The sequence below is a fragment of the Kribbella capetownensis genome (genome assembly GCF_004331485.1).
In the GTDB taxonomy this organism is placed as follows: Bacteria; Actinomycetota; Actinomycetes; order Propionibacteriales; family Kribbellaceae; genus Kribbella; species Kribbella capetownensis.
The window spans coordinates 1-20381 of record NZ_SJKD01000021.1; the positions used below are offsets into that span (position 1 = coordinate 1).

Annotated in this window: 17 protein-coding genes and 1 other annotated feature; of the genes, 9 read left to right on the forward strand and 8 right to left on the reverse strand. The window is 65.1% G+C overall.

The window, feature by feature from the left end:
* The first annotated feature begins 167 nt into the window (after positions 1–167).
* Positions 168–389 carry an NUDIX hydrolase gene (locus E0H75_RS42610; RefSeq protein ID WP_131519443.1) on the forward strand — a complete coding sequence of 74 codons (222 nt, stop codon included), beginning with the start codon at positions 168–170 and terminating at the stop codon, positions 387–389.
* Positions 390–738: 349 nt separating this feature from the next.
* Here E0H75_RS42610 and E0H75_RS42615 read toward each other — a convergent pair whose 3' ends face one another.
* From E0H75_RS42615 to E0H75_RS42630, 4 genes are all read right to left on the reverse strand, one after another.
* On the reverse strand, positions 739–1881 hold the full coding sequence (locus E0H75_RS42615) for a hypothetical protein (protein ID WP_131519444.1): 1143 nt from the start codon (positions 1879–1881) through the stop codon (positions 739–741).
* A complete protein-coding gene (locus tag E0H75_RS42620) occupies positions 1766–3892 on the reverse strand; it encodes a hypothetical protein (RefSeq protein ID WP_337589531.1) in 2127 nt (708 codons plus the stop codon). The genes E0H75_RS42615 and E0H75_RS42620 overlap by 116 nt, the downstream gene beginning before the upstream one ends.
* Entirely contained in the window at positions 3792–4208 is a 417-nt protein-coding gene (locus E0H75_RS42625; RefSeq protein WP_131519446.1) for an alpha amylase C-terminal domain-containing protein, read from the reverse strand. The genes E0H75_RS42620 and E0H75_RS42625 overlap by 101 nt, the downstream gene beginning before the upstream one ends.
* A gap of 332 nt (positions 4209–4540) precedes the next feature.
* Entirely contained in the window at positions 4541–5776 is a 1236-nt protein-coding gene (locus E0H75_RS42630; RefSeq protein ID WP_131519447.1) for a hypothetical protein, read from the reverse strand.
* A gap of 399 nt (positions 5777–6175) precedes the next feature.
* Between E0H75_RS42630 and E0H75_RS42635 the strand changes: the two genes are divergently transcribed.
* The 5 genes from E0H75_RS42635 (at position 6176) to E0H75_RS42655 (ending at position 12045) form a co-directional block, all read left to right on the forward strand.
* Positions 6176–6667, forward strand: a complete 492-nt coding sequence (locus E0H75_RS42635) for an SLATT domain-containing protein (protein WP_131519448.1) — start codon at positions 6176–6178, stop codon at positions 6665–6667.
* On the forward strand, positions 6654–8441 hold the full coding sequence (locus tag E0H75_RS42640) for a GMC oxidoreductase (protein WP_131519449.1): 1788 nt from the start codon (positions 6654–6656) through the stop codon (positions 8439–8441). The genes E0H75_RS42635 and E0H75_RS42640 overlap by 14 nt, the downstream gene beginning before the upstream one ends.
* A gap of 334 nt (positions 8442–8775) precedes the next feature.
* The gene (locus E0H75_RS42645) at positions 8776–9756 is read left to right on the forward strand and encodes an APC family permease (RefSeq protein WP_131519450.1); all 981 of its coding nucleotides are present in this window, start codon (positions 8776–8778) and stop codon (positions 9754–9756) included.
* Complete coding sequence (locus E0H75_RS42650) at positions 9749–10630, forward strand: hypothetical protein (RefSeq protein ID WP_131519451.1); 882 nt, start codon at positions 9749–9751, stop codon at positions 10628–10630. The genes E0H75_RS42645 and E0H75_RS42650 overlap by 8 nt, the downstream gene beginning before the upstream one ends.
* A 114-nt stretch (positions 10631–10744) precedes the next feature.
* Positions 10745–12045 (forward strand): IS3 family transposase gene (locus tag E0H75_RS42655; RefSeq protein WP_131519452.1). Its coding sequence is split into 2 segments (ribosomal slippage): positions 10745–11036 and positions 11036–12045, totalling 1302 coding nucleotides; the frame shifts between segments, so codons are not numbered across the junction.
* Positions 11023–11199, forward strand: a sequence feature (AL1L pseudoknot). It overlaps the preceding gene by 177 nt.
* Positions 12046–12172: 127 nt before the next feature.
* On the opposite strand, the gene E0H75_RS42660 is transcribed toward E0H75_RS42655, so the two are convergent.
* Both E0H75_RS42660 and E0H75_RS42665 read right to left on the reverse strand, forming a co-directional pair.
* Complete coding sequence (locus E0H75_RS42660; protein WP_131519453.1) at positions 12173–12511, reverse strand: hypothetical protein; 339 nt, start codon at positions 12509–12511, stop codon at positions 12173–12175.
* Positions 12512–12948: 437 nt separating this feature from the next.
* Entirely contained in the window at positions 12949–13779 is an 831-nt protein-coding gene (locus E0H75_RS42665; RefSeq protein ID WP_131519454.1) for a hypothetical protein, read from the reverse strand.
* Positions 13780–14225: 446 nt separating this feature from the next.
* Here E0H75_RS42665 and E0H75_RS42670 point away from each other — a divergent pair, with 446 nt between their 5' ends.
* Positions 14226–15320, forward strand: a complete 1095-nt coding sequence (locus E0H75_RS42670; RefSeq protein WP_238163600.1) for a CARDB domain-containing protein — start codon at positions 14226–14228, stop codon at positions 15318–15320.
* Positions 15321–15982: 662 nt separating this feature from the next.
* Here the strand turns inward: E0H75_RS42670 and E0H75_RS42675 are convergent.
* Positions 15983–16462 (reverse strand): hypothetical protein, encoded by a 480-nt coding sequence (locus tag E0H75_RS42675; protein ID WP_131519456.1) that lies wholly within the window; start codon positions 16460–16462, stop codon positions 15983–15985.
* Positions 16463–17405: 943 nt separating this feature from the next.
* On the opposite strand from E0H75_RS42675, the gene E0H75_RS42680 reads away from it, so the two are divergent.
* Positions 17406–18038, forward strand: coding sequence for a histidine phosphatase family protein (locus tag E0H75_RS42680; RefSeq protein ID WP_131519457.1), 633 nt, complete (start codon positions 17406–17408; stop codon positions 18036–18038).
* 97 nt (positions 18039–18135) lie between these two features.
* Here the strand turns inward: E0H75_RS42680 and E0H75_RS42685 are convergent, their stop codons facing one another.
* Positions 18136–19116: an LLM class flavin-dependent oxidoreductase gene (locus E0H75_RS42685; RefSeq protein WP_131519458.1), complete on the reverse strand. Its 981-nt coding sequence runs from the start codon at positions 19114–19116 to the stop codon at positions 18136–18138.
* Positions 19117–19324: 208 nt separating this feature from the next.
* On the opposite strand from E0H75_RS42685, the gene E0H75_RS42690 reads away from it, so the two are divergent.
* Complete coding sequence (locus tag E0H75_RS42690) at positions 19325–20344, forward strand: alpha/beta fold hydrolase (RefSeq protein WP_202873461.1); 1020 nt, start codon at positions 19325–19327, stop codon at positions 20342–20344.
* Positions 20345–20381 lie beyond the last annotated feature (37 nt).

Consider the following 20381-nt stretch of genomic DNA (forward strand, 5'->3'; position numbering starts at 1 on the left):
GTCGGAACTCCTCAGGGAACGCTTTCGGCACGACAAACATCCTTCCAGCAAGGACCAAGTCCTCACAGATCAGGAGTCAACCGAACCGGGGGCAGTCCCCTCAACCTCAAGCTCGCACCGAGCCAACTCACGCTGGCCTGTGTTGACTGGGTCTCACCCCACGCCCTTTGGACGACTCTTTGATGTTCGTCTTCGACGGCCCACGGCTCGAGTCTGAGCTGATCGCACACCTTCAGCCGGACGACGACGAACTCTCGCGGTACGCGTTCCTTGCCCCAGACGACGTACGACTCCGACTCCGCCCCTACGTCTGGAACCGCCTCGATGCAGCCCTCAAGGCCGCCGAGTCCAACACAGTCGCCTACCTCCACAACGGCCACCCAGCCTGAAGTGAAGGCTGCGCTGCCGATACGCATCAATCATCAGATCAGCACGCTTCAGAGAGCCGTCGGCGACTCAGCGACACACCGCCAGAAGGCTCGACCACCCAGCCGTCGAGCACGCCTGCACCAAGCAGCTGCTCGGCGCACTGGATCTCCCACCCACCGCAGCCACTCCCCTTGCAGCCAGCTGACCAAGCCCCGGTCGAGCACGGTGGTCAAGCTGCGATGTGCCCGGCCTCGCCGTTCTGCTAGCGGATCAGTTCACAGAACGGCGCATCCCTGCCCTGCGCCGCCACCTGTTGTTGCTACCATCGACAGCGATGCATGCCCTGATAGAGGCCAGCGGAACTGACCCCTAGTTGAGCGTGTGGAGAAGTTGGTGGAGGCAGACGTAGGCGCCTGGGCGGATAGGCTTCTCGGTGCCATCGGGGCCGTCGGGGTTCTGTTCAGGTTCCGGATGCTTCGGGTCGCAGTTGCCGGTGGCTTGCACGGTGAGGGCGTCCTTCAGCCTGGTCACGCTGTCGCCGGACAGCGTCCAGCCGAGCGGGGCTTCCACCGATGGTCTCGTCAACGGTGCGGCGATGACGATCCCGTGCGGCACACTTGTGCGCAGGGCATGGACGGCCTTCTGGCAGTTGGGCGCCGCCGCAACTGGTGGGCAGGGATCGGCGATACTCGTCGCGAGTCGCTGCAGCAAGGTGCCTGAGGACACTTGGACCGCCTTGGCATGGAGACCGGCCAACGGCACGAACAGTTCGGCTGACAGGCCCTGCGGCGTCTCCACGATGTCGCCCCGTGCAGCGTCCTCGAGGAACAACACGATCGGAACGACAGGTGCCTTGGTGGGATTGGTCTGGTTGTAGGTGCGGACAACCTGGACGAGCATCGGTGCGATGTCAGCCAGCGTGCCGAGCCCCGACGTCTCGGCGTACCCGCCGTCGATCAGCTGGAGGTCGGGCCTAGTCTTGGCGAGATCGGCTGCGGCGCAGGAGATCCGGCCGCCGGGCGTGACAGTCGGGAATCGAGCGGACAACATCGACGCGGTAGCCCATGACATCAGCGTGACGCATGGACCGTAGGCGTCCTGCAGGTCGATAGACGCTGCCGGCTGGGCGGTCTGCCCACTGCAGTTCGCTCGATCCTGGTCCGCGTCGGCTCGCGGCTCCAGCCCCGACTTCAGTTCGACCTGGCTGATCAGGACCCGGCATCCTCGTCCGGCCATCGCCGAGTTGAGTACGAGCAGTCCACCGGGACCGGAGACATCCTTGCCGTACGGCTGCTTCAGCGCCGCGACCTTCGATTCCCAGAACCGCTCCATCAGACCGGCACGATCCCGCCACGCGAATCCGTCATCGCCGTCCGACGGAATGTTCAGGCCGCTGCTACCGGCGAAGAGATCTCCGCCCAGCAGCCCGGCCAACGCCATCGATAGCGCGTCCGGAGTGGCCAGCAGCTCGGCGTCGCCGATCCTCGGCTTGTTGTCGTCGCCGCGGGACAAGGCGAGTCCTATCGAGCCCCCGCTCACGCCGCTGGACAAGAACACGGCGTTGCGCGCACAGGGTCCGTTGCGCAGGGCATCCATCACCCCTGTGGTCCACAGCGCGGCCCGTACGCCGCCGCCACTCGCGGCGACGAGACGGATGGACCTTGCTCCCCCCGAGATCCCGCTCGCAGGCAGCGCTGCGGGCCACCCAGCTGTCGAGTGCCGTCGTCAGGTTGTCACGAGCCGGACCGTCGAGCTTCTCAGTGGCGCCTTGCACGCTGCGGATCGCGTGCAGCTCCACGGCCCCACCGGAGGCCGAGGCGAGGAGGCACGCCACGATCAACAGGGTCAACAGTGGTGTGGCTTCCAGCCTGACGGACTGGAAGATCGGCGCAGGTTTCGTACGCTGCAGCCGAACGACGACGAACCCGAGGATGAAGACCCAGGCACCGAGCACGAGCAGCGTGGTCGCGACGACTCCGATCTCCGCAGCGATCTGGACCGGAAAGACCATCAGGAATCCCAGCCACACGGCCGTGAGGACTACCAGGACGAAGCCGACGGCCATAGCGTGCCACCCGGGCTCCGGTGGCGATTTCGGGTCCAGGAAGCGAAGAAACCTACCACCAGCCGTCGAATCCTTCGTCTTCCCGGGAGACAGCGTCCGGGTGACGAGGACACCCAGTGGCAGCGCACCCACTGCTACGACCGCGCCGCAGACCAGGACAGCCAACCGGGCTTCCCAGACCGAAACGTCTGTCAGAGCGCCGATCAACGGTGAAACGAAACCACGATCTTGCTCCGCGCTGCCAAGCACGACCGGAGCAAGCAGCGAGCGCACGAGTCCAAGGCCTGCCAGCATCCACAGGCAGGCCGTCAGGATGTCGCCGGCCGCCCACACATCACGCGCCAGAAGCAAGTCTCGCTCTCGCCGGTCCGCTTCATCCCCTTGCGTGTCGCCACCGTCCTCACCGCCGTCCTCACCGCCGTCCTCACCGCCGTCCTCACCGACCACTTCGGCAGGACCTGGGCGCCGGAGGATCCTGCTCAAGAGCACCAGTCCGGACAGCAGGAGAACGAGGAGCGGGACGCCAGACATGATCAGGACCGGTCGCAAGTCGACCTCGATCCCCAACGGCTCATGGAAGAGGACAAGAACCCACGGGGCCACAGCCGCGGTCACCCACCACCAGACCCACCGCCACCCCGGATCGGGCGCCTCGACGCCCGCAACCCACAAGGTCCAGGCGCGTTCCGCCCGCAGTCTGCCCAGCACGAACAGGTGCACACTGACGACGAGCGTCGCCACGGCCGCCCACAGGGCGTGGACCTGCCCTTGGCGATCGCCGTCGAGCCAGGAGCGCTGAACGTCGGGAAGCTGGTCCCAGATGTTCGGCAGCGGGACAATCGACAGAATCCCGAAGAGAGCAACCAGCAGGAACGACAGACGCTGGACCTTCAGCGCTCTCGCCACCCGCAGTCCGAAGTCCCACAGCGATCTTCTGAGCTCGCCGGTGATCAGAACCGCCAGAGCCACGAACCCGGCCATGCACCACTTCACTGTTGCGACGACGGACAGGGCTGTCGCCAGACCTCTCGGGACTTGTCCGTCGGCGAGTTGCCCAGCCGCGATGCAGAGGCCGATGGTCTCAATCACCTCGAGCAGCAAGAGAAGCCCCAGCGCCCACCGGGCCTGCCGGGCATTCCGGACAAGCCTCCACAGCAGCCAGCCGTACCCGACGTACAGAAGAACGTCGAAGGCCGCGTGCAATCCGATCCACAACGGGACCGACGTGCTGTCAGCATCGACCTGCGACCACACATTCCAGGTGTCCCGGCCGCCGAGAAACGCGAGGCCGAGGACATCGGTCACCGATCGACTCTGCCCGGCCGGCGTCAGGGCGCCCGTCACGAGTCGATCGATCTCACTCATGCCGATCGCACCGATCAGCAACAAGATCGCCGGAGTCGACGACCAGTAGGACAACCTGGGACCCTCCGGGACAGCACTCTCTTCGTCGTTCATCGATCCCCCTCCCGCGCCGCACTGCTCCCACGCCTATGGCGGGACCCACCCACGCCATCAGCGACTCGGTGATTCCAGTGAACTCCCGGCCCACACGGCCGTCAACGAACCGGGGGAACATCGAACGACTGATCAACCCCAGCGGAGGGCCGATGCGGTGACCGATTGTGTAGTCGGCGTGGAAATTGTCGCAGTAAGCGCTGGCGGGGAGGTTGGTGTGGAAGCTTCGGTCGAGCGCGGAGCTTTCGTCTTTGAGGATCAGGTAGCACTTGTCGCCGCGGCGGAAGGCGACGGCGTCGTTGCCGTTGTCCACCACTCGGTGACGGAAGTGCACCGGACGTTGATGTGTAAGGCAACCATGTTGGCGGTCACGCGCCAGGCTTGATCGCAGCGCCAGCGGTTGGTGAGACAGCTGGTTTCGACCCTCTGGCCGGTGCTCGTGGATAGCTCGCCTTCGCCGTTCGAGCTGCACTCGTAGCTCAACATCACCCTGACGATGTCGTCGTTCCCGTTGCGCCCGCAGTAACGGAAGCCCTGCGTCCTTGTAAGAACGACGGCCGCGGCTGTGCAATCATCACGAGTTGAGGAGAAGGCTGTCGGCCGGTCGCGAACTCTCCGCACAACCGGCCCGGGCAGTTGCTGCATGGACTACTTCTCGTCTGCTCGGGTCCTGATAGTGGCCATCACCTCGCGCACCATGGCCAGTTTCTGACTGAACAGAGGGTCCAGCAGCGACAGCGATGTCACAGCGAACCAGGCGATGCAGAAGAAGGTCAGCCCGCTGCCCAACGCACCCTCGACCTGGATCCCGAACCATCGCAAGGCAACGACTACAAGCAGGGGAATGGCTCCGATCAGGAGAGACCTTGCGACTTGACTTGCGACCATCAGGCGCTCGGCGCCCGTTAGCGGCGGCAGGTGCAACTCTGGAAGCTCGTCATAGTGCCCGGACAAGAGCACGACGCCGATGCCAACAGAGATCGCTGACAGGTGTGCTGCAGTATCGGACTTAGGCAGCGCAACCCAGATCTCCATGGACTCGAGTGAGTCGGCGGCGCCTTGGCACCTCGCACTGAAGATGGCTCGCTGCGCAGGGCTCGGCAGCGCGATTGACCCCGGCAGGCCAGATCGCGTCAGGCGCGATGCTCGATGTAGGGCTTTGACCATCGCGCAACGACTCCGGTGGCTGATGAACGGCTCCGGCCTGGAGAGAAAGTCCACAACTCGAACAAGCTCGTGCAAGGCGTAGACATGCGGAATCCGCATCTCCGCGCGGCGATTCATGACCGAAATCAGGATCAAGCCGAGCACGAAGACTGCACCGATCAAGTAGCCGTAGAAGGCGAAGAAGATGAGTAACACCGCTGCAGGCCCACGGCCTGCTCCCACCAGCAGAGTGGCCAGGTCATCTGGGCCTACTCCCTGAGGCAGGAGGAGGACTCCGGTCGTACCGGCAAGCCCGAAGAGAGTGGACAACACCCCCGCCACAGCAGGGAATGACGGCAGCGCACCGAGCGCAAGCGCTGCACAGATAACAGATGAGGCAATTGCGAGCCACGCGGAACCGAGGACGAGATACGACCGATGTGTTGTGTCGCCGAAGGCCATCGGCAGCAAGCCCGTCAACATCAGCGCGAGAGCCGCAAGTCCCGCACTCCTTGCGGTGCGCGCCTGACGGCGTACCAGATCATGAGCAACCTGCCGCGCGCACTTCAGGTAATGATTCTTGACGTCGTCACGATCGCTAGCTGGGTACTTGACCGCGAAGGCCTGCTCGAAGCTAGGCCAGGCTCGGTACCAGTGTTCCAGAGTGCGGCGCGCGCGTCTGGTGGCTCGCGGTGTTGGGTTCACCAGGAAGGCGAAAACATTGAAGATCCACCTCATGGGACGAAGAAAGTGTCGCAGTGCCTCCGCGATCCCTCTTCGTCCGACTACCAGTTCCGGCAGCGTCCCGCCCTGCCCCGGGTACCGCGCCCCCGGCATGATCCGCCCGTCAGTCGGATGATCCCCCATGGTTATGTACCCCCCGCCGCCCACCTGCGAGCCAATTCCGCGCCGTCGCTACCTGATCGGTGTATCGCGTTGCGTCAGCGCATCGTTACCTGATTTCTGCAGGTAATAGAATTGTGACTGCGAGAACCCCACCGGTGCCAACGCTGAGGCAATACGCAAGCATTCGATCCGCATTCAATCATTTGAACTAACGGGCGCTGTGTCAATGCATCACATCATCCATCGGGACAGCCTCTGGCGGCGTGCGGCGGCCAGTGCTGTCATCGAGGAATGGTGTCCGAGGAACAATCAACCGGCAGCTGTGAGACGAACTCGCAGGCCGCCTGCAAGATGCCTCACTACGTATGCACCGAGCTGCAGTGGTACAGCAAGGCGACGACGGTCGCCCGCAACGGCAACTACGCATTGGAAATCATTGCCATCGGCGCCGCGGCGGGGGTGCCCGTCACCACGGCGGCTGGTTGGGCTCCCTGGCTGGCAGCAACTCTCGGCGCCCTCGCGGCGGTTGCCGGCGGGGCGCGCCACATCTTCGGATGGCAACGCACCGGGCCGCCACGAGCCCTGACACTGGCGCGCATCAAGACCGAGGTAGCGCTGTTCAAGGTCAAGAGCTTGAGTTGTGCCGAGCTTGTCCAGAACATCGCCGATCTGGTGGAGCGGGAGGTCGGCGAATTCGAGCGTACGGCGCACAGGTCACCCGCACGCGCGCGCACCGCCGTGGCCTCAGCGCAACGGAATGTAGGAACAGATGCTGAGGATTAGGTTTGTCACGGAGGAGTTCGCGCCGAACCAGACCGTGTTGCTGCGTTGGGGACCGAACTGGGGTTTGGACCGGGGAGGCGTGTTCGCCGACGGGGCATGGAACTTCGACCTGGACGAAGCTGCGTTCCCGGACGGGATCGAGTTCAAATTCCTCCTCGCTCCGGATCGATGGATGACCGGCCCAAACCTCACGCTGACGCGCGGCGAACTCACGGGAATCCACGACTACGCATGGCCGCTGGTCACCTTCCCGCCCGCTACCGAGCTGATCACCGAGCATGGCGTCATCCCACAACGATTCTTCATCCGGAATCTCGATCCGAACCACGAGTACGACGTCATCGTCGTCGGTTCGGGACTGGGCGGTGGGCTACTCGCCTCCCGGCTGGCCGGACTCGGCGCCGACGTTCTCGTGCTGGAGGCAGGCTCATACCTCTTTCCCACCCACGTAGGCAACCTGCCCCGGCGACTTCACATCGGCCAGTTCGACAAGCACATCTGGTCACTCTGGGGAGACTTCCGCGTCGTCAACTACGTGAACGCACCGGGTTCGACGTTTGCCGGCGGACAGGCATTCAACCTCGGCGGCCGCTCGGTCTTCTGGGGAGGCCTGATCCCGCGGCAGTCTGAGTGGGAACTCGCATCCTGGCCGGACTCCGTTCGGCGGTACCTGCTCAGCGGCGGGTACGACGACGCCGAGACCGCATTGAACCGGGTCCCAGCACAAAGCGGGCCGTTCCAGGACAGCAGCCGTACCCGGCTGGAGGCCGACCTACCCGGATTCCAAGCCGAGAACGCACCTGTAGCCCTGCAGTACGCCGGCGCGACCTCGCTCGCGATTCCGGCCGGGCTGTTCTCCACCGCCGACCTACTTCTCGAAGACCGCCTGCTGGACGACCCAGGACATCAAAAGCCGACCATCAACCTCAACGTCGCCGTGTGGTCTGTGAGCCCGGATCGGGCCAACCCTGCCCGGGTCACCGGCGTCACCGGCTGGGATCTACTCGCCCAAGCACAACGCTCCTTCCGAGCACGCGCCGTCGTTCTGGCGGCCGGCACCATCGAATCCGCCAAGATCGCCTTACAGAGCGGCCTCGCCGATCCCACAAACACGATAGGGCGCGGGCTCACCGATCACACGATCCGGTACCGGCATTTCACGCTGCCTCCAGGCTCCCCACTGGCCAGCGCTACCGACTCGGCGAAGGTGCTGCTACGACACCCAAGTGCCAACACGACAACGCACGCCTTCGACATCGTTGTCGAGCTCGGCGCCGACTTCAACCAAGGCCGCTACATCGACCCCGCACATCTCGCCCGCGAACGCGCGACCCGCGCCGGCTGGACGCTCTGCGAGGTCGTGTTCATGTACTACGCCGACCTCAACGCGCAGAATGGCCTCGCAGTAACCGGCAATCCTGCCGACGACGCAATAGTCACCGTCCGGCCGACCCTGCCACCGGCAGCCCTACTCACCGAAGCCGACACCCTGGCGCACAACCTACTGGCCGCCATCAACGCAGAGCCCATCCTCGGCGAGGGCGGCGGCCTCAATCTCCAGGACGCCCTCCTGGGCGGCGTCGCACATGAGGTCGGCACACTACGGATGACCGACGACAACACAGGCGTTGTCGATGAGAACCTCAAGTTCCTGGCCTACGAGAACCTCTACGCCTGCGACAACTCCGTCTTCCCCGCGTCCCCCGCCGCAAACCCAAGCCTCACGACGGCCGCACTCGCCCTCCGCCTGGGCGACCATCTCGCCATGCGTTGAGCCACCCGGTCGCTCCGAGCACAGCGTGCCCTCCTCACCGGTCAACGACGGAGAGCACGTGCGCGCCCTCGGCACCGAACAACCCATGATTTCAGCAGCACCACGATGCATCCGAACTCCCCTGAAGATCCACACGGCGGTCATCCGTTCGCGACAGCCGCCTGGCCGGACCGGGCCAAGAGCACCAGCAGTGTCTCGGAGACGGTTTTGCCAGAAGGGAAACTCCGAATGGACGAGATCATGACTGCGGCGGTCGAGCACGAGCCATAGACCGAGCCGCGCCTGAAGGGCAACTCGGCTTTCTGTCGCATGCTTCGCGGTCGGGTTCACGCGAATGGCGAGGATCACGCCCAAGCCCGGAGGCCTCTACTCGATGACCCCGGCAGGGCTGGGCCGGTCGATGGGCCTGGGCTCCGGGTTCGTGGCGCTGCTCCGGTACTTCTGTGTCCACGCGGGCAGTTTCTCCTTCGGAGGAGTCGTGCTGGGCGATCTGGTCCACAACAACCTGCACGGGCCAGACCTGCCCTGGTACGTATGGCGTGCCGTGTTCTGGTTGGGAACCGCTGTCCTCGGCTATTTGAAGGTCGAACTGTCCGCCAAGGTGCTCACGGTCTTCCTTCTCTGCGAACTCGCCATCGTGATCTGCTACAACGTCTTCGAGTTCGTCAAGGGCGGAGCCGACCACACCGGGATTTCGATGTCCATGGCCCGACGATCGAGCCAATGCCTCGCCCGCGGGACCCGGATCCGGAGATCCGGGAGCAGGATGACCATGCATCCGCCGGGTTGCGGTGTTCGGCTACCTAAATCTGGTGCAAATGACCTGCGGGTGCGACTCTGGGCACATTCTGGGACGAAGCGTCCCGCTGCAAAGGGGGCTGGTATGACCGTCGAGATTGACTTTTGGTCGAACGGGGCGGATCCGTTCGACATCCCGTGGGGGCAGTACGTATTCCACATCCACGCGGGACCTAAGCCTGGCCAACCGGGAACCGCGCCGACATCGCTTCCAAGCACTGCCGGACCGGTTCAGGCCGCGCCGGCCAGCGGTCCCCAACAACCCGTCATCACAGTGCCGGCGTGGCCGGACCTGACCCCTCCCCTGATGCTCGACAAGCTGTTGGGACCAGACGACATCTCAGAGTGGCTTGACAACATCAAAATCACTGGCAACCAATCACTTCAACTGCGCTTCGACACCCCGAGCGGCGCAGAAGGCTTCGACCTCAAGACCGTGGTCGACGGGCTGGATGAGCACAGTCGAAAGATCGCCAAGCTCGATGTCGTGGGCTGGGCGAACGACATCGATGGCTAGCACAGGAGCCGCTCCCGGCCCGACAAGTGCCGCGGATCGGATCAGGGAGACGGCAAAGTGGCTCACCGTCAGCCTCGCCGCCATTGCAGGAGTTCTGGTCGCCGGCAGCCAGCTCAGCGACTTGGGCTCTCTCGACAGCCACAGCCATCGCCTGTACCTCGCGATCGCCGCGCTCGCCGTCGCCGGCCTCGCGACCGCAGCAATCCTGATGGCCAACGTCTGGGTCGCCACCACGCCCGCGCATACCCTGACGTTCTTGGCGAGCAGCAAACGCAAACCCAGCGGGGTGACCGCGATTCTCAAGGACACCGTGTTCCTCGGCGGTCTCACAACGGTCGAATCGCTCAAGACGGAATACGAGAAGGCACTGCAAGAGCAACAGGACGCCTACAACGGCATCGCTGACCCAGCTTTGATCACACCTGCGGAGGTATCGCGAATCAGCACGGCGAACGCGAGGGCAACTGGTCTCAACCAAATCACCATCGGCCTTCTGAGCAGCGTTGCCTATGCCTGGATTGCGTTTCGATGGCGGCGCGCTGCCGCGGTACTCCTCGTGGCCGGTCTCGTCGCTGCCGCATCCATCGCGACGTTCGCCTGGGCCGCAACTCCGCCGGCCAGCGCCAAAGAGAGCGCCGCAACGCCAGCACAGGTGGACTCTCCAACCCCAGTCACCATCACATTGACACCCGCCGGACAACAAGCGCTCAAGACCGCGATCGGGAATTGCGACCCGACCCGACCATTCAACGGTCTGAAGCTCGCGGCTGGAGCGACTGGCGTCGATGTCGTCATCCTCCGCCAAGGTCAAACCACCTGCGGTCCAGCCAGGTTCGTTGCCGGTGCCGACTGGGCGACAGTTTGCAGCAGCTGACCGAGCAGCGCCCGCGACGGGCGAGGTTCGGCTTGGAGCCAGAGTCGCTTCCGGATCGCACCGTGAGTCGCCCCGGGTCTGATGGAGGCTCTCAATCCATGGAGGATGAGAGTTATGGCAGCACCGAGGAAGTACGGCGACGAGCTGCGTGAGCGGGCCACGCGGATGGTGATCGAGGCGCGCAGGGATCCGGCGACGCGGGCGGGGGCGATCCCGCGGATCGCTGAGCAGCTCGGTGTGCATCGCGAGACGTTGCGGGGGTGGGTCCGGCAGGCTGAGATCGACGAGGGGACGGTGGCGGGGACTACGACCGGCGATGCGGAGCGGATCGCGCAGCTGGAGCGGGAGAACCGTGAGCTTCGGCGAGCCAACGAGATCTTGAAGACGGCGTCGGCTTTTTTCGCGGCGGCGGAGCTCGACCGCAAGATCAAGTAGCCGGCGAAGCAGCCGGTGAAGTAACTCGGGTGCCGACGGCGGTGCTGGTCGAGTTCATCGACCAGCACCGCGACCGGTTCGGGGTCGAGCCGATCTGTGAGGTCCTGGCCGCTGCTGGGATCAAGATTGCCCCGAGCACCTACTACGCCGCCAAGAGCAGGCCGCCGTCTGCCCTGGCGGTCAGGGACGCCGGCCTGGTCGCGGCGATCCGCCAAGTGCACAAGGACATCTTGGGGGTCTACGGTGCGCGGAAGGTCCACGCCGAGCTGAACCGTGGCGGGATCGACGTTGCCCGGTGCACCGTCGAGCGGCTGATGCGCGCCGAGGGCTTGCAGGGCATCAGACGGGACAAGACCCGCAAGACCACCCGCACCGAGGGTGCTGAGACACCACGGCCGGCCGATCTCGTCGAGCGGCGGTTCGTCGCCGAGGCTCCCAACCGGCTGTGGGTGGCGGACCTGACCTACATCCGCGCCCACTCCGGATGGGTATACGCCGCGTTCGTCATCGACGTGTTCTCCCGGCTGGTGGTGGGCTGGCAGGTCTCGACCAGCCTGCGCACCGACCTGGCTCTGGACGCCCTCGACATGGGATTGTGGGCCCGGCAGCGAGCCGGCCACGACGTCACCGGGCTGATCCATCACAGCGATCGCGGAGTCCAATACCGAGCTGTCCGCTACACCGAGCGGCTCGCCGAGGCCGACGCCGTCGCATCCGTCGGCAGCCGCGGCGACTCCTACGACAACGCGATGGCCGAGGCATTCAACTCGCTGTTCAAGGCCGAACTCATCCGCAACCCCGCCACTCGGCCCACCACCGGCTGGAAGTCCATCGGCGACGTCGAGATCGCCCTCGCCGAATACATCGACTGGTTCAACCACCGACGCCTACACGGCCAGATCGGGCACATCCCACCCGCCGAGTTCGAAGCCAACCACTACAGTGAAATCCCCGTCCTCACCGAGGCCGGATCCACGTAATCGGGTCCCCACGAAACCCGGGGCGATTCAAAACACCACCAACCGGATCCAGAACACACGGTGCCACCCGCTAGCAGGCAGACCAGGGAGACCATCAGGAGCGCGCGACCGGCCCAAGGATCCACAGTCAGACGTTCTGCCGCCGGGGAGTCCCGTCCGCGTTGTGCCGCGGCCAGCGATCGTCGCTACGCACCGGCGGCACCATAGCGTCGGTGCGGAAGCGACCGAGCCAGAAGACTGCGGGCACGAGGATCAGGAAGTGCACGAAGCCGGCCGCTCCGGCCTGCCACAGTCCGATTGGCGTATCAAGCCACCGACGCTCGATGTCTGGGATCTGGTCGAACACCAGGCTCCCCGGAACCAATGACAACAACGCGATCGGCAGGCAGGCCAGCACGCTGAACCGTTGGATGAACAGCAGGACCCACAGCTGCCACAGGCAGTGGAACCGGCGGATCACCGCCAAGACCGCAGTCAAGGCCAAGAAAGGCAAGCCGGCCCGCCACTGACCGCGATCACAAGATCGTCCGGCTCACCACGTACTTGCGCGATCCAGTCCACGCAAGCACCATCGGCCGTGCATCACCCAGCGACTAACTCGCAACCGCGCCAGCATCTCAGGCTGCAGCCCGCACGTAGATACACCCTTGATCGCCTTCAGATCCCCGCACGACCAGTCCTGCATCCCAAAGGTTTACCGGCCAGGGCAAAGGTGGGCTTCGCCGACCAAGACCTTCGAGTGACGCGCGACCAACTGGTCGGCATCTCCAGCACCGCGCTCTCACACCCGGCGAAGCATCTCCCAATGACTCTCGCTCAGTGCTCATTGCCCACTCGTCACTGAGCCGTCTCACAGCTGTTGACATCGGCCCGGCACATCCCTCACCGGCGACCTGGCCGGCGTCAGCTCCGCGCGTGTGTACCCACCATTCCGGCGGATGCATAGACGAAAATGCACGCGTAGGCTGCCCAAACACCGACCCAGAGCGGAATCAGCATTGCGACATTCGCTGCCGCAGGAACGTAAAGCAGAACCAGGAAATATGCAAGGCCGGTGGCAACGATTCCCATAGACGCAAACCCGAGAAGGGCCTCTCCGAAATCGGGCTTCTTCTGGAGAAAGCGACGCAGGCTGTTCAGCGGTCCAAGCGAGTGCGATCGCGGCAGCAAGGCGGCTGCAGCGGCAAGGAGGGCAATCGTTAGAAGCAGACCCAGCGCATAGACGGCCACAGAATAGGACCGGGTCGCCGCGCTCACTTCGACCACGTCCTTCGCGCTGACGAAAACGTACAGGCCGGTGGCGGCCGGTACGGCGAGAGCGACGTACGTCGCCGCTCGATCGGCGAGCGTCCAATGCGCGGAGTCCAGAAGCAACCCGAGGAGTCCACAACCGAGCGCGGAGACCGCCGCGCACCCGGGGAGACCTGCAGCGAGCATCATCGCGGCAACACGTTCAGTACCTGCTGCGGCGCCCGAAGGACCGGTCACTGCCGCTTTCACTTCAGCCCCGCCTGCAAGCCCATACAGAAAAGCCGCGACCATGAAGGCAAGGAGAGCAACGAACAGTGCAGGAATGCCGTCGGGCGATCGCCCGCCGCCCCGAGCACCTGCGAAATCCTTCTCGCCCGCCTCAGCGCCATCGCCACCGGCCGCGCGACCACCATTCGTGGACGACCGCGGACGCTCAAGCACGACCGCGATGGCAGCGACCACGAATCCGGCCATGACCCCCATCAATTGAGCATGTGAGGTTGCCGCGGCATTCAGATCGACGCAGAGATGAGAGGTACACCAGTCTGGCTCTATGGCCATCGCATCTCCAACTCCAGTTGGCCTGCCACTCGCAAATTCCTCAGAGATCAGATCTCAGCAGGAACCCGAATCACGGCGGTCCCACCAGTTGTGCAACAGGTTGGCAGCATCTGGCACCTATCGGCCAACTTCGCTGCCTGTCATTCGATTGTCGCCCTGTGCCGCGCGGTGTCCAGAGCGGCAATACATTCTGCCGGTAAAGCAAAGGTTTGAAAGCCTCAACAACGAGCCAGGGACGCGGTCGGTGGCTTCACGGTCTGGTATTGGTCGGCGATGAGAGCGATGATCGCGATTGGGGGCGGGCGGTTCGTTCACGTCGGATCATTCGGGGGTCGTTCCCGGCAGCCACGATCGTGGACGTGATCGACATGAGTGCTCAAGAGCCGGGCAAGGTACAGCAGCAGGCGGAAGCGGCGCTTGCTCCGACACTGTTGGCGGTCGTCGGCTCGGTGGCGGGGACACTCGTCACCGTCGCGCTGGACAAGTCTCCGACCGTCAAGCTGATCGGAGCCGCGTTGGGCGCGGCCATCCCACCGCTGATCGCCGCCGCAGGGCGGTTCTCTCGACTCCGACTGGCGGGAGGGGTAGTTGTCGCAGTCCTCGCGCTGTTACTCACCTACGTTGGATTCACGGTCCCGGAAGCAGCGCTCGGTCTGCCCGCTACGTTCCCAGTGCCGACCCCGAATCCGACGGATCCACCAAAGCCATCTCCCACGAGGGAGACCGCCGGGACGATTGGGAAATGCGAGGGCCAGTTGTGTATCGAAGTGCATCCGGCACAGGTCCACTGCTCCAGCGCTCAGTGCGATTCCGCTGTGGAGGTGACGAGTGGCGGAAAGACGCGGCTGCGCATTGGCGATATCGAGTTCACAGGCGATATCGCGGAACGCTTCGCACAGACCGGGAACTGCGAGCACGAGGTGCTGATCGAGGGTGAGAAGTGCTCCATCACGATTCATGTCGAGCCCGGGCCGGGTGGGGCGGCTCAGATGCGAATTCATCAGAATCTCAAGGCCCCGGCATCGGTCGTCAGCCTCGAGGCCGACACCTGGACGACTCCCACCACCCCGGGAGCCCCGCTGCCAGACTTCACCTTGTCCGCGGTGCCACGTTGTTCGGTGGTGCCTGGCGGCCAGATCAGCGGCGCCGATGGCCTGACCCTCTTCGTCACCGTCCGAAACAAAGGTGAGGGTGACTACGACCATCTCGTCCCGTTCAATCTCCTCAGCGATACCGGTCTTAGCGGAGGCGGTCATTCTGCCTTCGGCTCAGGCTCAGGATCCACCGGTATGCAGGTTGATCTCGCGCCCGATGACTATGGCATGGTGCATCTATTCACAGTGACCGTCGACCCGAACGACGAGATCGCCGAGGAGAACGAGTCCAACAACGTCCTCAGGCTGAGGGTGTCCCTGCCCAACCGCCCCAAACAGGCTAGAGATGTCGCCTGCTCGCTGACCTGACAAACGCTGATCGAGAGGTCGCGGGGTGTGATGGCTGGGGCCACTGCTCGCCCTCGACGAACGACGTGCATCCACCGTCTGCAAACTCGCGGACATCCCCCGCCGCGTCCGTATGCGGCGATCCTCACCACTGTCGGCGGGCAACAGCCAGCCACCGAGATAACCTGGCCCCGGCCCGGGGCTCGTGCGCAAGCTCGACGAGCCCGTCAATCGCAAGTTCCGGCGAGCCCGCCACCTCGATGCATATGCCCGGGCACAGCGCACGTTCGCCGAGGCCCTGCCCCGTGCCGTTCAGGCATCAACCGGCGAGAAGCTGATCGAGCAGCGAGTCGCTCTGCAATCCAAACGCGTGCTCGCCTGCACCCGACCGACGGTCGCACGGATCGTGACCGAGCTCGGCTTCGCACAGAACCAAACACGTCAAGTACTTCCGCCGCGATCCGGGCCTCACCACGCACGCCGCAACGTCAGGTCGACCTAGGGGTCTCGACCAAGGGACCACTCGCGCCGTAGAGGAGCGAAGGAATCTGTGTAAGCGCGCCAGCCGATCACACTACATATCCGCGACTCGTAGGACGCACTGCTCGCAAGGTCAAGTCGAAGGAGCTCACAGGCCACCCCAGATGTCGAGCGGTATCTGCTCGACAGCGGGTTCCCATCGCTTAGACCTTGAGGCACACGCGTGTGGTTAAGGTGCGTGCACCCCCTCGGACACGCAACTTAGCCACACGGTCGGCCAGCGGGTCGACCTCCACATCGACGATCTGTTCGGTGTGGTGATACGTCAGCGACAAGTGCAGCGCGGCGCACAACTCAGCAAGATCCTTCGGGTGAGCCCGATCGAGGGCATGAGCCATGTCGCCGAGCTCGTCGATGATGGTCAAAAGTTCCTCACGACTGACGGTTTCCTCATCCGGCAGAGCCTTCAACGCAGACTCTGCGGTGCGTTTCTCGCCCACGGCCAGGTTGTACTGCTCCTGTAGCTCCGCCGGATCCCAGCCGACATCAAGCGCCCGCTGCAGCCTCGCCATCGCCTCCTCAGCCACGGCTACCCGGTCGTGCAGCTCACGCACACGCTCCAGCCGCCTCTGCGCCGAGTCGTCCGCAGACACCAGTGCGGTGATCGTGGCGTCACGATGCAAAGGACCGAATATCTGTCCAATCCACCGGTTGAGAGCCGGCGTGATCAGATCCTGGCGAAGGTAGATCTTCGGCGGATGAGCCAGGGCCGTCGCAGAACTTGATACGAGCGTTCGGGCGTTGCACCTCTAGTACGTGACCACCTGCCGTTGCGTCGCGCCCTCCATCTTCCGCTCACAGATACCGCACCCGACCATGCTCCGAAACAGGTACACCCGGTTCCTCGTCCGTGGTGAGCGTTCGATCGACGACCAACCGCGGCGCCCGCCCGAACGGCGCTTTCGCTCCTCCAGTTGAGCGGCAGTGAACGTGTCCACCAAGACAATCGCCGGGTGCGCCTGTTCACGCGAAAGCACGATCTTCGGTACGGCGGTCGACGAGCGCTGGCGCTGCGAGCGCTGCCAGCCCCACCTGGCCCGCATCCGTCATGTGCGGCCTTGCAGCTCGACGGTGATGCTCGGTGCCCGGCTGAGGCGCTGACACAGAGCAGCTGCCCGACGCGGCCGTGCTGTGGTTCGCAGGCCGCGGTTGGATCCGCGCCGCCGACCGGTGGATGTGCCTAGGCCATTCCTAACCGGTCGTCCTCGCCTCTCTGCCGCCGCGTCGTGCACCTGGTCTGCAGGCTCAGTCGGCGGCTTCAGTGGCGTGTGTTTGGTCGGCCTGGCCAGGTCGACGGAGACAATACAGCGTGTGCGGTGTACGTGCACGGCGAGGCGGGCGTGGGCAAGACCTGCCTGGTAAGGCGGATCTGCGACGCTGCTATCGGGCGGGGCTTTGTCGTGCTGTGGGGCAGTGCGTCCATTTTGGATCGGCCGACTCGCCGTACCTGCCGCCGGTCAACGCCTTGGAGGGCCTCGCTGGGTGCGGTTCGGCAGCTGTCTGGAGGTCGCGGGGGGTGCTTCGACCCGGGCACGGCTACACCAAGCCCGTGCCAGAATCCTGCAAATGCTGAACCTGTACGTCGTCACACATCCTGAGGCCACGCATCACCTGGAAGACCGAGTGGGCGGTTGGTACGACTCCGAACTGACTCCGGCAGGTCTCGTGCACGCCGGACTCATCGCCGACGCGTTGACTCAGCGGGTGAACGACGGCGGTGCGGTATCGGTGTTCACCTCCGACCTCACGAGAACCACGCAGACCGCCGCGGCCATCGGACAGCGGCTCGGCCGCGAACCAGTGAGCATGAGCGAACTGCGCGAGAAATCGTACGGCGAGGGTGAGGGACAGCCGGACGCATGGTTCCGGCAACGGTTCGTCCCACCTCCGGCCACTGGTGAGCGCATGGACCACGACGAAGGACTTGCCGGCGCCGAGACGAAGCTGGAATGGGTACGGCGGGTATACCGAGGCATGGACCAGATCATGAGCAGGCCGGCCCTCACAACGATCGTCGTGACGCACGGCGGTTCAGCCAGTGCTGTGATCGCGCACTGGCTCCGGATCCCATCGGATGCGCTTGCCTACGCCAGCTTCCGCGTCGAGACGGGCAGCATCACCCACCTCCGCGAGGACGACTACTTCCATAACCGCACCCTTGTCGAACTCAACGACACCACCCACCTTCGCCGCGCTTGAGGCGCGGGAAGACGACAGCACAACTCGCCATCAACGCTCGTCACTCGCACCGCTCCCAACCTGCGGTCAGCAGCTATCGGCGCACATGCAGAATCTCTTACGGGTGGCTGATTGCCTCGACTGTGTCGGAGATTTGCTCGCCGGGAAGGCCGAATGGGGCGACGAACGCAAGATCGTCGGCGTGTTTGAGCCAGGCCCGGGTGAGCTCGGGTGCCTCGTCGTACGTGCCAAAGAACAGGACGTCGCGTGCCAGCCGCTCGGCCGCGGCCGGTAGGTGGGTGCCGCGTGGGTCGGGGTTGGAGTCCAGGAGGGCGTCGAGCTCGTGCTGGTAACCGTGCTCGCGCAGCATCTTCGGGTACAGCGGCCCCATCCGGGTGGCGTAGGTGACCAGCCAGCGCGCGGCTATGCGCGCCGCACCATCGCGATCCGGGGCGAGGGCGATCGGGACGGAGGCGGTGACAGTGGCGGCGTCGGTGCGACCCGAACTGGCCGCAGCGTCGGCCATGAGTTCGCGACCGGCATCAAGGGCCGCGGGTGGGAGCAGGAACGGCAGCCACTGCTCTGCCAGGGCGCCGGCCAATCGGATGCTGGGCGGGGTGATCGCGGCCAGCGCGATCGGCACCGGTACTGCCGGCGGGCAGCCCAGCCGCAGCGGTCGGACACCGTCTTGCAGCGCTGGGAGCCGCCCACCGTCAAGCAGCGTACGGACCGCTACGAGGCTGTCGCGCAGCTTCCGCAGCGGCGCCTGCCACGGCTGCCCATGGAAACCCTCGGTGATCGGCGCGGTGCCGGCGCCCAGGCCGAGGACGAACCGGCCCCCGGAAGAGCGCTGCAGCTCGGCGGCGGTGAGTGCGAGCGTGGCCGGGGTGCGGCCCCACACCGACAGCACGCCAGTCACCAAACCGATCCGCTCGGTGCGCTCGGCAAGCCGGGCGAGCACAATCGGCGCGTCCAGCGTCATCGCCTCGGCGACCCCGACCGACTCAAGTCCCCGTTCCTCGGCCAGCACCGCCGCCCGTTCAATCACCTCGAACCGGTCCTCGAACGGAGTGAACGCGATGCCCACCGTACCCGTCATCTTTGGCCCCTTCGTGTCGGACCCGCCCGGATGCGGGGCCCCGGTTGTCGGCCGTGCGTGGGACGGCACTGCACCATCCTCATGGGTTTGGCGGAGATGTGTCAGGCGTGGAACTACCCCAATCTCCCCCCACAGCTGGCTCGTGCTGGTGTCAGGAAGTGACTTGCAAGAGGCTGTAGGCAGGACATCTGGCGATGGGAGGAGCCAGTTGGAACAACGGCTGGATTCGACCTACCTGCCGAATGGAACGACAGTGGCGTATGCGGCCGCCGGAGCCGGGCCTCCACTGCTGTTCATCGGCGGTTGGCTCAGCCACCTCGAGCTCAGCTGGGCGCTGCCGGCCGAGCGCTACCTGTTCGAGGGACTCGCCCGGGGACGGACCGTGCTCCGCTACGACCGGCCCGGCTGCGGGCTGTCCGATCGCACCACGCCCGTGGGCGCGTCCCTCGAATCGGAGCTGGACAACCTTGACGCAGTCGTCGCCGCGTCCGGCGTGGACAGGTACGAGGTCATGGGCAGCTCACTCGGCGTACCGATCGCGATCGAGTGGGCTGCGCGACACCCCATCGAGGTCGACCGTCTTGTGCTGTACGGCGGGTGGGCGCGCGGCGTGGACATCGCTCCCGTGCCGGTACGCGAGCACGTCGTCGGCCTGGTGCGCAGCCACTGGGGACTAGGCGCCGATGTGCTGACCGACATCTTCGCGCCTGAGGCGTCGGCCGGCACCCGGTCGGCGCTCGCCGCCTACCAACGGCAGGCGTCCTCAGCCGCAACCGCCGCGGACCTCTTGACACTTTGCTACCGCATCGACGTTACCGGCAGCTTGGCGAACGTTCGCGCCCCCACGCTCGTGGTGCACCGAGAACACGACCGCGCCGCGCCGCTCGACCAGGCCCGGCTGATCGCCACCGGGATCCCAGCGGCGACGCTTCGCATCCTGCCCGGACGCTCGCATCTGCCCTACATCGGCGACGCCGACGCCCTCCTCACGGTGATCCGAGACTTCCTCGGCCTCCCCGCACTGCGCGGCGCAACTGCTCCGCAACTGACCGCCCGCCAGGAACAGGTCGCAGCCCTGGTCACGCAAGGGCTCACCAACCGCGAGATCGGCGAACAACTAGGCATCGACGAACGGTCCGCCGAAGGACACCTCGAACGCATCCGCATCCGGCTCGGAGTCCGCTCACGAGCCCAGATCGCGGCCTGGTGGGTGGCCACGAATTCCTGACCGGCTCGAGCCGGTCAGGCGCGGGAGCCGACTGGGA